The sequence below is a fragment of the Bradyrhizobium sp. B124 genome (assembly GCF_038967635.1).
Classification (GTDB): domain Bacteria; phylum Pseudomonadota; class Alphaproteobacteria; order Rhizobiales; family Xanthobacteraceae; genus Bradyrhizobium.
Window position 1 is genome coordinate 3,808,391 of the sequence record NZ_CP152413.1, and the last position, 12,175, is coordinate 3,820,565.

Annotated in this window: 17 protein-coding genes; 9 read left to right on the plus strand and 8 right to left on the minus strand. The window is 63.1% G+C overall.

All coding sequences use genetic code 11. From position 1 onward, the window contains the following. Window positions 1-105 precede the first annotated feature (105 nt). Complete coding sequence (locus AAFG13_RS18300; protein WP_212311621.1) at window positions 106-633, plus strand: collagen-like protein; 528 nt, start codon at window positions 106-108, stop codon at window positions 631-633. A 56-nt stretch (window positions 634-689) separates the two neighbouring features. Here AAFG13_RS18300 and AAFG13_RS18305 read toward each other — a convergent pair whose 3' ends face one another. Together AAFG13_RS18305 and AAFG13_RS18310 are read right to left on the minus strand one after the other, a co-directional pair. Continuing rightward, window positions 690-917 (minus strand): hypothetical protein, encoded by a 228-nt coding sequence (locus tag AAFG13_RS18305; protein ID WP_212311622.1) that lies wholly within the window; start codon window positions 915-917, stop codon window positions 690-692. Between the two features lie 98 nt (window positions 918-1,015). Continuing rightward, on the minus strand, window positions 1,016-1,282 hold the full coding sequence (locus tag AAFG13_RS18310) for a DUF2277 domain-containing protein (protein WP_342712901.1): 267 nt from the start codon (window positions 1,280-1,282) through the stop codon (window positions 1,016-1,018). A gap of 119 nt (window positions 1,283-1,401) precedes the next feature. Here AAFG13_RS18310 and AAFG13_RS18315 point away from each other — a divergent pair, with 119 nt between their 5' ends. Continuing rightward, window positions 1,402-1,647 carry a DUF2188 domain-containing protein gene (locus AAFG13_RS18315; RefSeq protein WP_173641286.1) on the plus strand — a complete coding sequence of 82 codons (246 nt, stop codon included), beginning with the start codon at window positions 1,402-1,404 and terminating at the stop codon, window positions 1,645-1,647. A 15-nt stretch (window positions 1,648-1,662) separates the two neighbouring features. On the opposite strand, the gene AAFG13_RS18320 is transcribed toward AAFG13_RS18315, so the two are convergent. Beyond that, the gene (locus AAFG13_RS18320; RefSeq protein WP_342712902.1) at window positions 1,663-2,352 is read right to left on the minus strand and encodes a metalloregulator ArsR/SmtB family transcription factor; all 690 of its coding nucleotides are present in this window, start codon (window positions 2,350-2,352) and stop codon (window positions 1,663-1,665) included. A gap of 138 nt (window positions 2,353-2,490) precedes the next feature. Here AAFG13_RS18320 and AAFG13_RS18325 point away from each other — a divergent pair, with 138 nt between their 5' ends. The 4 genes from AAFG13_RS18325 to AAFG13_RS18340 all read left to right on the plus strand — a co-directional run bounded on the left by AAFG13_RS18325 (window position 2,491) and on the right by AAFG13_RS18340 (window position 4,588). Then, entirely contained in the window at window positions 2,491-2,892 is a 402-nt protein-coding gene (locus AAFG13_RS18325) for a nuclear transport factor 2 family protein (protein ID WP_342712903.1), read from the plus strand. 245 nt (window positions 2,893-3,137) lie between these two features. After that, window positions 3,138-3,485, plus strand: coding sequence for an MmcQ/YjbR family DNA-binding protein (locus tag AAFG13_RS18330; protein WP_212311625.1), 348 nt, complete (start codon window positions 3,138-3,140; stop codon window positions 3,483-3,485). A 158-nt stretch (window positions 3,486-3,643) separates the two neighbouring features. Further along, on the plus strand, window positions 3,644-3,997 hold the full coding sequence (locus AAFG13_RS18335) for a hypothetical protein (RefSeq protein WP_092124596.1): 354 nt from the start codon (window positions 3,644-3,646) through the stop codon (window positions 3,995-3,997). A gap of 177 nt (window positions 3,998-4,174) precedes the next feature. Next, the gene (locus AAFG13_RS18340) at window positions 4,175-4,588 is read left to right on the plus strand and encodes a hypothetical protein (RefSeq protein WP_342712904.1); all 414 of its coding nucleotides are present in this window, start codon (window positions 4,175-4,177) and stop codon (window positions 4,586-4,588) included. Window positions 4,589-4,684: 96 nt separating this feature from the next. Here the strand turns inward: AAFG13_RS18340 and bfr are convergent, their stop codons facing one another. Beyond that, the gene (bfr, locus tag AAFG13_RS18345; RefSeq protein WP_092126895.1) at window positions 4,685-5,173 is read right to left on the minus strand and encodes a bacterioferritin; all 489 of its coding nucleotides are present in this window, start codon (window positions 5,171-5,173) and stop codon (window positions 4,685-4,687) included. Window positions 5,174-5,399: 226 nt separating this feature from the next. Beyond that, window positions 5,400-5,672 carry a (2Fe-2S)-binding protein gene (locus AAFG13_RS18350; RefSeq protein ID WP_223969799.1) on the minus strand — a complete coding sequence of 91 codons (273 nt, stop codon included), beginning with the start codon at window positions 5,670-5,672 and terminating at the stop codon, window positions 5,400-5,402. A gap of 385 nt (window positions 5,673-6,057) precedes the next feature. Here AAFG13_RS18350 and AAFG13_RS18355 point away from each other — a divergent pair, with 385 nt between their 5' ends. Both AAFG13_RS18355 and AAFG13_RS18360 read left to right on the plus strand, forming a co-directional pair. Then, window positions 6,058-6,363 carry a hypothetical protein gene (locus AAFG13_RS18355; protein WP_050422015.1) on the plus strand — a complete coding sequence of 102 codons (306 nt, stop codon included), beginning with the start codon at window positions 6,058-6,060 and terminating at the stop codon, window positions 6,361-6,363. A gap of 237 nt (window positions 6,364-6,600) precedes the next feature. Then, entirely contained in the window at window positions 6,601-6,885 is a 285-nt protein-coding gene (locus tag AAFG13_RS18360) for a hypothetical protein (RefSeq protein WP_212311628.1), read from the plus strand. An 84-nt stretch (window positions 6,886-6,969) separates the two neighbouring features. On the opposite strand, the gene AAFG13_RS18365 is transcribed toward AAFG13_RS18360, so the two are convergent. Beyond that, window positions 6,970-8,202 carry a lytic murein transglycosylase gene (locus AAFG13_RS18365; protein ID WP_342712905.1) on the minus strand — a complete coding sequence of 411 codons (1,233 nt, stop codon included), beginning with the start codon at window positions 8,200-8,202 and terminating at the stop codon, window positions 6,970-6,972. A gap of 243 nt (window positions 8,203-8,445) precedes the next feature. Here AAFG13_RS18365 and AAFG13_RS18370 point away from each other — a divergent pair, with 243 nt between their 5' ends. Next, window positions 8,446-9,558, plus strand: coding sequence for a toll/interleukin-1 receptor domain-containing protein (locus AAFG13_RS18370; protein ID WP_212311630.1), 1,113 nt, complete (start codon window positions 8,446-8,448; stop codon window positions 9,556-9,558). Between the two features lie 30 nt (window positions 9,559-9,588). Here AAFG13_RS18370 and AAFG13_RS18375 read toward each other — a convergent pair whose 3' ends face one another. Both AAFG13_RS18375 and ettA read right to left on the minus strand, forming a co-directional pair. Continuing rightward, the gene (locus AAFG13_RS18375; protein ID WP_176533115.1) at window positions 9,589-10,173 is read right to left on the minus strand and encodes a TIGR00645 family protein; all 585 of its coding nucleotides are present in this window, start codon (window positions 10,171-10,173) and stop codon (window positions 9,589-9,591) included. 168 nt (window positions 10,174-10,341) lie between these two features. After that, complete coding sequence (gene ettA, locus AAFG13_RS18380; protein ID WP_212311631.1) at window positions 10,342-11,991, minus strand: energy-dependent translational throttle protein EttA; 1,650 nt, start codon at window positions 11,989-11,991, stop codon at window positions 10,342-10,344. Between the last annotated feature and the right edge of the window lie 184 nt (window positions 11,992-12,175).

Below are 12,175 nucleotides of genomic sequence, written 5' to 3' on the forward strand. Positions count from 1 at the left end.
ATGGAATTATGACTGTTGATCGCTTGCATCGGCGCCGGCAGGCAGAATTGAAGCCGTGCTCCAACCTCTGTTACAAGCAACTTCAAATCGCGACGGAGCATAGCAGTGGCTGACGAGACAGTTTCCCGCCAGGGGTCACGAGGGGCACAGGGGCCGCAGGGCCGTCAGGGCGAGCCGGGAAAGCCCGGACCGCAGGGACATCCGGGGCGGCCGGGGCCCGAAGGTGCGCGCGGCAAGCCGGGTCCGCAGGGCAAGGCCGGCGTGGTCGGAAAGGCTGGCCCCCAGGGCAAGCCGGGGGCGCAAGGCAAGGCTGGCGTGCAGGGTCCGCGCGGCGAAGCTGGTCCACAGGGCCCGCAAGGTCCGGCCGGCCCGCGCGGTGAAGCCGGCCCGCCCGGCCAATTGCCGTCGATCGAGCAGGTGATGCCGTGGCTGCACATGATCTTCGACGCCTGGGAAGACTACAAGCGCACCAAGGAGCGTGAAGCCGCAGAACTCGCCGAACGCGATGCCGCCGAGCGCGCGGCAGCAGAGGCGATCGCCCTTGACGTCGACGCGATCGATTTCGCTGATGATGACGACGAGGACGACGATCACAAGAAAAAGAAGAAGCACCGCAAGAAGGACAAGAAGTAACCCTTCTTGTCCTTGCGCAGCGACACGGCCAGCTATGTCCGTGTCGCGCTCGATGTTTACCGCTCCGCGCCAGGATTGGCCGGAGGATCGGACGGCCGGGCAAGCTGCATGAGCTGGAAGACCCAGCGCATCGCGTAGTACCAGGCAACACCCGCGAACGCCCCGCAGGCCGACAGGATGATGACGTTGGCGAGGTCGATCGTGCCGCTCGACCACAGCATGCCGCAGGTCCAGAGAACGGCGAACGCAATCGAACAGAATGTGAGCAGGGCGGCAGGCTTCATGGCGTTTGCTCCGGGACCGGGGGGAACGGCCATGGTGCCCGCGCGCAGTGCGCCCCACCGTGACCTGCATCACGGAATGCGCGAGCCTCAGCTTGGCCTCAGCCGAACCGCAGCCGCGAACGCTCCCTCGCCTTCTCCGCCTCGACCTCGCGATCGCGCGCCGGCGACGTGGTCTGCAACGAGATCAGGAGCCTGCGCGCGGCGTCCGAGACCTCGGTCACCGCAACGTTGAAGGCGGCCTCATTGGCCTGCGACGGCTTGTTGAAGCCGGACAGTTTGCGCACGAATTGCAGCGCGGAAGCGTGGATCTCGTCCTCGGTGGCGGGCGGCTCGAAGTTGAACAGCGTCTTGATATTGCGGCACATGTCGGTCTCCCTCGCCCGCACCTCGGGGCTTGCGTCTCAAAGACGATCGGCTGCTGCAAAATACGACATCGTGGTCTATTCTGGCAGCCTCATCGTCCACTGCGGAAACGAGGTTCCGGATGAGCCACGTGATCTACAAGGTCGTCCAGCACGACGGCGGCTGGGCCTATACCGTCGACGGGGTGTTCTCGGAGCCGTTTCCAACCCATGCCGCGGCGCTTGCCGCCGCCCGGCGCGCCGCCAACGAGCAACGCGTTCCCGGCCGCACCGAAGCGATCCAGTACGAGACGTCGGACGGCAAATGGCTGACCGAAACCGCCTCCGGCAACGACCGCCCGGAGACCGAGGTCGAGGACGGCCGCTAGCACGGTCTCGCGGCTTCAGAATGGAACCTCGACGCCAAGCCGGTCGAAGAACGCCCGCCCCCGGTCGGTGATCCGCAACGCGCGCGGAATCCGATGCGGCGCAACGCCGCGCATCGCGACCAGCCGCGCCAGCACGGCATTGGCGAACGGACCCGCGAGATGCGGCACGCGCTCGGTCCAGTCATTGCAGAGCCGCAGGTGCGGCTGCCGCGCCGGATCGAAATCGATCTCTTCGGCGCGGCACCAGGCCAGCCCCTGCTCGGTCACGCGACCATCGCGGCCGTCGATGACGACGAGGCGGCGCCGCACCAGCGCATTCGACAGCAGCACGCCGAGGTGGCCCGCCAAATGATGGTAGCAGGTGCGCGATTGCCTGAGCTGCTCGGCGGGCATCGCGCGCTTGCGCCCGACTGTTGCTTTCGCCGCAAGATCGACCAGGTTCTCGATCAGCGCCGCGACGTCGTCGTCCCTGATCCGGTAATATCTGAACCTGCCCTGGGCCCACACCGATAGCACGCGCGCATCCACCAGCTTCTGCAGATGCGCGCTGGCGCCTTGCGGCGAAATGCCGGCCACCGCGGCAAGCTCGCCTGCCGGCAGCGCCTTGCCGTCAGCCAGCGCGCTGACCATGGCCTCGCGCACCGGATCGCCCAATGCCTCGGCGATCCGCGAAAATCCCGTCTGCACGGATTGGGATGATCTCACCGCATCGTCCTCCGGATCGCGCAACAACGTCCTATCCGTATTCGCCGCGCCGTGAAACTCATTTCAGTTTTTCCTGAAACGTCGCGACAGCCTCTTCCTATCAAATTGGTGCCATCAGACGAACACAAGGGAACAATCATGACAGCCAGCAATACCGACGTGGAACGCATCTACAAACTCTGGGACGAGGCCCTCGGCTACAAGGACCTCGAGGCGGCGCTGGCGCTCTATGCGCAAGATGCCTCGATCGAAAGCCCGCTGGTCCAGCACCTGATGCAGACCACCGACGGGATCGTCCAGGGTCGCGCCGCGCTGCGCGAGTTCATCACGCGCGTGTTCCGCACCAACCCGCCGCAGCGGCGGCGCTTCAAGCAGGGCTTCTTCAGCGACGGCCGGATCCTCACCTGGGAATATCCGCGCCAGTCGCCGGACGGCGATCAGATGGATCTCGTCGAGGTCATGGAGATCAGGGACGGCCTGATCCAGCGTCACCGTGTCTATTGGGGATGGTATGCGCTCAACGTGCTGAGGGCGAGCTAAGCACATCTTCGCCAGCCGCGCGGCGCAGCGCTCGGATAACGCCTTTCCGTCATGCTAGGCTTGCGTCGAAGCGGCCGGACAAGCGCGCCGCGCGTGGGGAGAAGTACCATGATCCGTTTGATCCCGGCGAGCAGCGAAACACGCGGGCACCTCACGACCGGCGACGCCAAATTCTATGCCAGGCAACTGCTTGAGCTGCTGCAGACGGCACCGCAGCACATGATGTAGCGGTCGAGATCGAAGCGATGTCCGCAAATCGCTTCCGCAAGGTCGCGCTGAGCCTGCCCGAGGTGATTGAGGGCGCGCATCACGGCACCGCCGATTTTCGCGTCGGCAACCGCATCTTCGCAACGCTCGGCTATCCCGACAAGGATTGGGGCATGGTGAAGCTGACGCCGGAGCAACAGGCTGTCGTGGTCGAGGCCGAGCCGGACATCTTCCGGCCGGTGCCGGGCGGCTGGGGCAAGGGCGGCAGCACCAATGTCCGCCTCGCGAAAGCCGATCAGGTCACGCTACGCAGCGCGCTCAAAATGGCTCGCGACAATATCGCAGCAAAGCCTGTGAAGAAGGCACGCACGAAGAAGCCGGCCTAAGCGCGACGATCCCGCACTGCATCACGGACAACAGCGCTGCCTCGCTGATTCTTTGGGCATGCATCTCGTGCGCGGTTCGTGCCTAATCGCACCAACATCGGATTCGCGCGCGGGACGCTGCGCGCGTGTCACGCACAAGGCTGTTGCGGAGGGATGCAATGCGAAGGCTCACGCATGGCGCGATGCTTGCGTGGCTCGCCATGACGGCGGGCGCAGCGCTGGCGTTCGACAACGGCCAGTACGACAACGTGCCGCCCGATATCCGCGCCTGGTTCAAGAGCGTGATCGCTCCGAACGGCGTGCCGTGCTGCGATATCTCCGACGGCCATCGCACGAGCTATGACGTTCGGGGCGGCGCCTATTGGGTGCCGATCGAGGGCGAATGGATGATGGTGCCGGAGCGCGCGATCATCCGCGATCGCGGCAACCCGGTCGGCGAGGCCGTGGTGTGGTACGTGCACCACCGCGGCAACATCATCATCAGCTGCTTCGTTCCGGCGGACGCGGTTTGACGCGCCGCCACGCAGTCGCGCCAATTTGAAACAGATACCTCCTGTTAACCTTACTTTTTAACCAATAATTAAGGATGAGTTTGCGGGCACCCTCAGGCGCGGCCTAGCGTCTGGGGAAATGCTCCGTAACCGCGAGTGGTGCCGGCCATGGCTTGTCGAACAATGGCTCATCGACCAATGGTGTATCGAACATATGGGGCGCTGATGGCGTCCCTCGGCGTTGCAGCGCTGCTGTTTGCTTCCTCGACCGCGACCTATGCGAGGTCCGGAGCGGCGCCGCGCGGTACGTTTTCCGCGCACCATCCAGCCTTCCGTCATCATGTGCGCGTGCCCGGCATCGTGTTGCCGGGGACAAGCGGATATTACGAGGACGCCGTCGCCGGCGTTCCCTTCGCCGCCGAGGTCCCGGCGCCGGCGTCGAACGACGTTCGCTACACCTACACTCAGGACGTGCCCTGGGATTGGGCGCATCGATATCCGCCGGCCGTGGTGCTGTCGGATCGCCCCTATGTGTCGAGCTGCCCCACCGAGAGCGTGACGGTGCCCGGCCGCGACGGCGATCGCACCATCAACATCATCCGCTGCTACTGACGATCACGCCATCCGGACCGAGAAAACGAAAGAGGCCGCCCGCAAGGACGGCCTCTCGCATTTTTGAAAGCCAACCTCCGAGTGCGAAGAGGCCGATCAGGACTCCTCGCCCTTCAGATGACCGACGTGCTTCTGGGTGTAGAGCTCAAGACCGATGCGCTTGATCAGGTCGAGCTGGGTCTCGAGGAAATCGATGTGGTCTTCCTCGTCCTTCATCAGCTGCTCGAACAGGTCGCGGCTGACATAGTCCTTGACGCCGTGGCAGTAGGTCGCCGCCTCCTGATAGAGCGTTCGAGCGCCGATCTCGGCGGCCAGGTCACACTCGATGATCTCCTTGACGTCCTGACCGATCTTCAGGGGATCGAGCACCTGCAGGTTCGGGAAGCCGTCGAGGAACAGGATGCGATCGACGAATTTGTCGGCGTGCTCCATCTCCTCGATGGATTCCTTGCGCCAGACCTTGCCCATCTCCAGGAGGCCCCAATTGTTGAGCATCCGGTAGTGCAACCAGTACTGATTGATGGCGGTCAGTTCGCTGCGCAGCCCCTTGTTCAGATAATCGATGACCTTCGGGTCGCCTTGCATGATCCACTCCACCTGTCGCGGCCAAAACCGGCCAGCACTGAATTTAGAACGCTTCTAAATCAGATTGTTGGTGAGAGCAACCCTTCGCGGAAGCTGCGCGTGGATAACCGGATTTGGGGGATTTGCGGAGACAGAGCGTTTCCGGCGGCGTGGCAGCCGGATCGCATGAAGAACACGCGTTGAAACGGGAAGCTTCGGTTCTGCGTCGATCAGAACCGGAAATGGCTTAGCAGGCCGCGAGCGCGAATTCGGCCGGCTCGGCGTCTTCGTTGGCGGCGTGCGGATGGCCGCTGTGGGGGCAGCCGGAGCAGCAGGCCTTGGCGCAGGGGCCAAGCGCCTCGTCGATGATCGCCTTGATGGTGCGCGCGCAGCGGCCGCATTCGGCGCTACAGCCGAGGCAGCCATAAACCTGCTTTGCGCTTCGTGTCACAGACTCGCCGCCATTGACGGCATTGCGGACATCGTGGTCGCTGAGGACGTTACAGGAACAGACAATCATCAGATGAGGCGGGTCCAACGGGTGATGCTCGCTAATATGGATATTGTCGGCGCCGGCCGGATGCAAAGGGAAAAGCCGGTTCTTGTAGCAATTCCAAACTGATGCGGGATTCATATTGGAATGAATCTAAAACGGTCGGCCCTGCCTTTCGGGAATAGGAAGCCCATCAGGCCGGTCTACCGGGCCAATCCCGGCTTCCACCACTGCAAGCACCGGTTCACTGCGGCTACAAGCTTGTGCGTTGCAAGATATGCCAAAAGCTGCAAGCATTTGGACGCGAATACGGCAGCGTCGTTCATTGATCATTCAAGCGGAATATGGAACCCTTCTGGCGAGACAGATCGCCAACGTACGCTGTCCCTGCTCCCGTGAGAAAGGTGAGGTCATGAAGAAGACATTGCTGGCGCTTTGCGCCGCCGCCACTCTGGCGGTTTCGGCCGTGGCGGTGCCCGCCCCCGCCCAGGCACAACGCGGTGTCGCCGCTGGCGTCGCTGCGGGATTGATCGGTGGTGCCATCGTCGGTGGCGCGATCGCTTCGCAGAACGGCTACTACGGTCCGGGCTATGGCTACTACGCGCCCGGTCCGGCCTATGTCGCCGAGCCCGGTTACGGTCCCGATTGCTTCTGGCAGCGCCAGCGGTTCTGGGACGGCTACACATGGCGCGTTCGCCGAGTGCGCGTTTGCGATTGATCGCCGTTCATCTCGATTAATTCGAACCAGATGTCCCGGAAAACCGACTGTTTGTCCGGGACGTCTGCTGTAGAAGGCCAGAAAAAACCGCTTTTCTGCGCGATGAGCCTGCCGACGTTTACTTTCGGTTGACTGTTCTGCGCTGTTTAGCAAGACAGCAGTTCGAGATCAGCGTGTGAGTCACCTAAAACCCGGCGCCGAACCACGACGCCACCACCTTCCAGGAGAGCCAAAGACATGAAGAAGACTTTAGCTGCCCTTGTCGCCGTTACCACGCTTGCCGGTTCGCTGGCGGTTGCTCCGGCTGCCAAGGCTGGTGACGGCGGGGCCATCGCGGCCGGCGTTGCCGGTGGCCTGATCGGCGGCGCCCTGCTCGGCGGCGCGATCGCAGGCGCCCGTCCCGCTCCGGTCTATGTTGCACCGGCCCCGACCTATGTCGAAGAAGCTCCGTGCCGCTGGGTTCGTGAGCGCTTCTGGGACGGCTACGGCTGGCGCTTCCGTCGCATCCAGGTTTGCGACTGATCGACCGACACGCTTTCAGCATCACACTCGAAAACCCGGCCTTGCGGCCGGGTTTTTGTTTTCGTCACCAGGCAGGCCTGACGGTCAGCGCTGCCCGTTCATCGCGCGCAGCACTGCCTCGCTCGGCCAGCAATCGACCTTGAGCCCGGCCTGCTTCTGATAGGCGCCGAGCGCGGCGCGGGTCTGCATCCCGGCCTTGCCGTCGAGCTTGTCCTTGTAGAGACCGATCTTCGTCAGCTGCTGCTGCATCGCCTCGACATCGGCGGAGCGCAGCTGCTTCGACGCCGACCATGGCGTCGCGAATGGCTGCGGGCTCGTCATGCGGTCGGCGAGATGGCCGACGAACAGCACGTAGAGATCGGAGAAATTGTACTCCTTGATCACGAAGTAGTTCGGCGTGGTCAGGAAGGCCGGACCGTAGCTGCCTTCAGGCTGCAGCAGCGAGGCCGATTGCGCCTGCTCGGTGGCGCTGAGCCTCGCGCCGCGCACCGGCACGAAGCCTGCCCGCAGCCACTGGCTGATCGGTTTTGTCACTTCGGGCACACCGATTGTGCAATCGGCATTAGCGGGTGCCGTGACCTCGTAGGCCCAGCGCACCCCGGGCTGCCAGCCCTTGTTGACGAGCTGTTGCGCGGCGGAGGCGAGCGCGTCCGGCACCGAATGCCAGATGTCGACCCGGCCGTCGCCATCGAGGTCGACGCCGTGCTTGTAATATTCCGACGGCAGGAACTGGGTGTAGCCGGTCGCCCCCGCCCACGACGAGCGCAGCTCCTTGCGCGTCACGGCGCCCTCGCCAAGGATCTTCAGTGCGAGGATGAACTCGGTGCGGTACTGATCCTTGCGGCGGCCGACATAGGCCTGCGTCGCCACCACGCGCAGCGTGTCGTAGGGCAGCGAATAGCGGCCGTAGTCGGTCTCGCGGCCCCAGATCGCCAGCACGATGGTGGGGGGAACGCCGAACCGCTTCTCGATCGCGTCGAGCGACGGACGATACTTCTGCAGCAGCCGCTGCCCCTCGGTGGCGAGCCGCGCGATCGAGGCTTCCTTGATGTAGTCGGCCGGCACCTGCACGAATTCGGCCTGCGCCGGCGCGCCGGTCTTCGGACGTCCGGGCAGGATCAGGTCGGGCAGCTTGTAGTCGGGCTCGAGGGAGCGCGTCTCGCGATCGAAGGTTTCGCGCGACACGCCGGCCGCCTTGGCTTCCGGCCACAGCGAGGCGATGAACTGGGTGAACGCTGCGTCGGCGGCGGATGCGGGCCGCTGCAGCGGCGCACACAGCAGCACCGCGCATGCGACGATGGTGGCTGGCCATTTCATGATCGATCTCACCTCGTGTCCCGAATCCGAAGTTCGTATCATTCGCCGCACCTTCGGAGCGAACTTCGGATTCGATAAGGACACTAGCAAACTTATGATTCTAGTGTGCTTTATGAATGCGAAGTTCGTGAAAGCGGCTGCCGCGAAATCGCACGAACTTCGCATTCAGCACACTAGCGGAAACAGGCATTGCAACGTGGATTCGGCAATGTCAGAATTCAATTCTGGGTGGTAAGTTTTGCCATGCGCATATTTTTGTCATTTCCCTCCGAATTGGAATCGCAGGCTGACAACATCGCTCAGTCCCTGCGCAATTGCGACCATGACGTCTTCTTTTCGCACGACGATCTCCCGCCGGGCGACAGCTTCGATGCGCGCGTCGAAAAAGCCATCGAAAGCAGCGATTTTATGGTGTTCCTGATCAGCCCGGAATCGGTGACCAAGGGACGCTACACCTTGAGCGAGCTCGCCTTTGCCCGAGCCAAATGGCCGAACCCGAGCAATCGCGTGCTGCCGGTGATGATGGCGCCGACCTCGCTCGACCAGGTCCCGGCCTATCTCAAGGCGGTCACGATCCTGGAGCCGCAGGGCAGTGCCGCGGCCGAGACGCGGGCCGCGGTGGACCGCATGCTGGCGGCCGAGCGCGCGCAGTCGCGCGGCCGATCCAGTTGGCCCTTCGTCGTGCTGGCGCTTTTCTCGGTTGTCGGCAGCTTCATTACCGTGAGGTATGCCACCGGCGTTCTGCAATATTCGTTCGTGGATTCCACGCCGACCGGTGGGATAACGATCCTGCCCGGTGTGATATTTGGATTGGTGGTCGCGATCTGCAACTTCATATTTGGCGTCAAGGACCGGTTCCAGCTGGCACTGGTGGTTGCGGTGACGGCTGCGGCCTGGATCGCGGCCTACGATGCCAGCAGCGTCACGCTTCAGTCACTCGGCCAGTATTCGAAAGCTGTCGCCGCCGCTGACGTCGGTACCGCCGACACAACCACCACCCCCGCCGAGGTCAGGGACACGCTCGGCAATAACCCGTTCATGGGCTACGTCATCGGCAGCGTCGGAGGAGCCGTTGGCGGCGCGATCACAATTCTTGGCGTCCTGCTGACCAATCCCGGCTTCAGGCGGCTCGACAGCGTTGTCGTGAACTGGATCGCTGCCATAGCGGCCGGAGCCGTTTACGGCGCGATCGTCAAATTTCCGGACTGGCTGGCCTGGCTGGTGCTATTCGGCGTCTGGCAGACCACATTCATCCTGGCAATGGCGCGCGGATTCCCACGCGAGGCCGCGGAAATCCCGGAATGGCTGGGCAGGATCACCGCGCCGGCATTGTTCGGCCAGCGCACGGCGCGATGACGCGGCGCCAGCCATTATTAGTTATCCCGGCTAATGCCCAACCTGCTGCTTGGCGCCCTCGATCGAGTCGTTCGACAGCCTGTCGACGATGGCGATGCCGATCGCCGACAGGATGAAGACGCAGTGGATGATGGTCTGCCACATCACGCCGGTCTCGGTGTAGGTGCCCTTGCCGGACGACAGCGCACCGGCCTCGATGAAGGTGCGCAGCAAGTGGATCGAGGAGATGCCGATGATCGCCATCGCCAGCTTGATCTTCAGCACGCTGGCATTGACGTGGCTGAGCCATTCCGGCTCGTCCGGATGTCCCTGCAGATTGAGGCGCGACACGAAGGTCTCGTAGCCGCCGACGATCACCATCACCAGGAGGTTCGAGATCATGACGACGTCGATCAGGCCGAGCACGGCCAGCATGATCTGCTGCTCGCTGAAATCGAAGGCATGGGCGAACAGGTGCCACAGCTCTTTCAGGAACAGCACGACATAGACGCCCTGGGCGATGATCAGGCCGACATAGAGCGGCAATTGCAGCCAGCGCGATCCGAAGATCAGCATGGGAACGGGACGCAGCGGCCGGCCCTTCGAGCGGGCGGGCGCGTCTGAAAGTGCGGACATGTTGGAGTGCTCGCGGAATTGAAATTGCGGAGCGCTCTATCTACGCAATCCCGCGCACTTGAAAAGCGACAACTGGCCGCAGATTTGCGCCGCGATGCCGTCACGATCCTCCAAAACGAGGGAGTGGTCGAACGCGGCGCGATAGCCGCGCTCGACCACTTCAACCGATCAGCGCGTCAGCTTCTTGTACTTCACGCGGTGCGGAATGATGCTGTCCTGACCGAGGCGGCGCATCTTGTCCTTTTCGTAATCCTGGAAGTTGCCCTCGAACCATTCGACATGGCTGTCGCCCTCGAAGGCCAGGATGTGGGTCGCGATGCGGTCGAGGAACCAGCGATCATGGCTGATGATGACGGCACAACCGGCAAAATCCTCCAGCGCCTCTTCGAGCGCACGCAGCGTGTCGACGTCGAGGTCGTTGGTCGGTTCGTCGAGCAGCAGGACGTTGGCGCCCGACTTCAGCATCTTGGCGAGATGCACACGGTTGCGTTCACCGCCCGACAGCGCGCCAACCTTCTTCTGCTGGTCGGCGCCCTTGAAGTTGAACGACGAGCAATAGCCGCGCGAGTTGACTTCCTTCTTGCCGAGCAGGATCAGCTCGTTGTTGCCAGAGATCTCCTCCCACACCGTCTTCTTGCCGTCGAGCGCGTCGCGCGACTGGTCGACATAGCCGAGATGTACGCTCTCGCCGACGGTGATGGAGCCCTTGTCCGGCGTCTCCTGCTTGGTGATCATCCTGAACAGCGTGGTCTTGCCGGCGCCGTTGGCACCGATCACGCCGACGATGCCGCCCGGCGGCAGCTTGAAGGTGAGATCGTCGATCAGCATGCGGTCGCCAAAACCTTTGCTGAGGCCTTCGAAGTCGACAACGTTCTGACCGAGACGCTCGGCGACCGGAATCGTGATCTGCGCGGTCTGGGTCTGCTTTTCGCTGGCTTGTTTCAGCAGCTCCTCATAGCGCTGGTAACGTGCCTTGGACTTGGCCTGACGCGCCTTTGGCGAAGATGCGATCCACTCCTGCTCGCGGGCCAGCGTCTTCTGATGCGCGGCGTCCTCGCGACCTTCCTGCTCGAGCCGCTTCTGCTTCTGCTGCAGCCAGGACGAATAGTTGCCCTCGTAGGGGATGCCCTTGCCGCGGTCGAGCTCGAGGATCCAGCCGGTGACGTTGTCGAGGAAGTAGCGGTCGTGGGTCACGATCAGGATCGCGCCCGGGTAGTTGCGCAGATGGCCTTCCAGCCACGACACCGACTCGGCGTCGAGATGGTTGGTCGGTTCGTCCAGCAGCAGCAATTCCGGCTGGTCGAGCAGCAAGCGGCACAGCGCGACGCGGCGGCGTTCACCGCCCGACAGCTTTGTGACATCGGCATCGTCAGGCGGGCAGCGCAGCGCGTCCATCGCCTGGTCGACCTTGCTGTCGAGATCCCACAGGCCCTGCGCCTCGATCTCGTCCTGCAGTTTTGTCATTTCGTCAGCCGTCTCGTCCGAGTAATTGACGGCCAGCTCGTTGTAACGGTCGAGGATCGCCTTCTGCTTGGCGACACCGAGCATGACGTTCTCACGGACGTTGAGTGCGGGATCGAGGTGCGGCTCCTGCTCGAGATAGCCGACACGGGCGCCCTCGGCGACCCAGGCCTCGCCGTTGTACTCCTTGTCGAGGCCGGCCATGATCTTGAGCAGCGTCGACTTGCCCGAGCCGTTGACGCCGAGCACGCCGATCTTGGCGTCCGGATAGAAGCTCAGATGGATGTTATCGAGCACCTTGCGGGTCGGATACGCCTTGGTCAGACCCTGCATGAAATAGATGAACTGGCGAGCCATCCGCTGTCCCTGGAATTGATCCGATTTGTGGAAATTTTGCTGTGGCCGATGTAACGGCCGGCCCCCGAAAGCGCAACCGCGGGGCGGTCGTTTTCCATCCGTTCACCACGTTCCGTCCATTCGCCACGGGTGATTACGGGTTCGACACCATGTGCGCGCCGAATCACGACAATTGAAACTATCT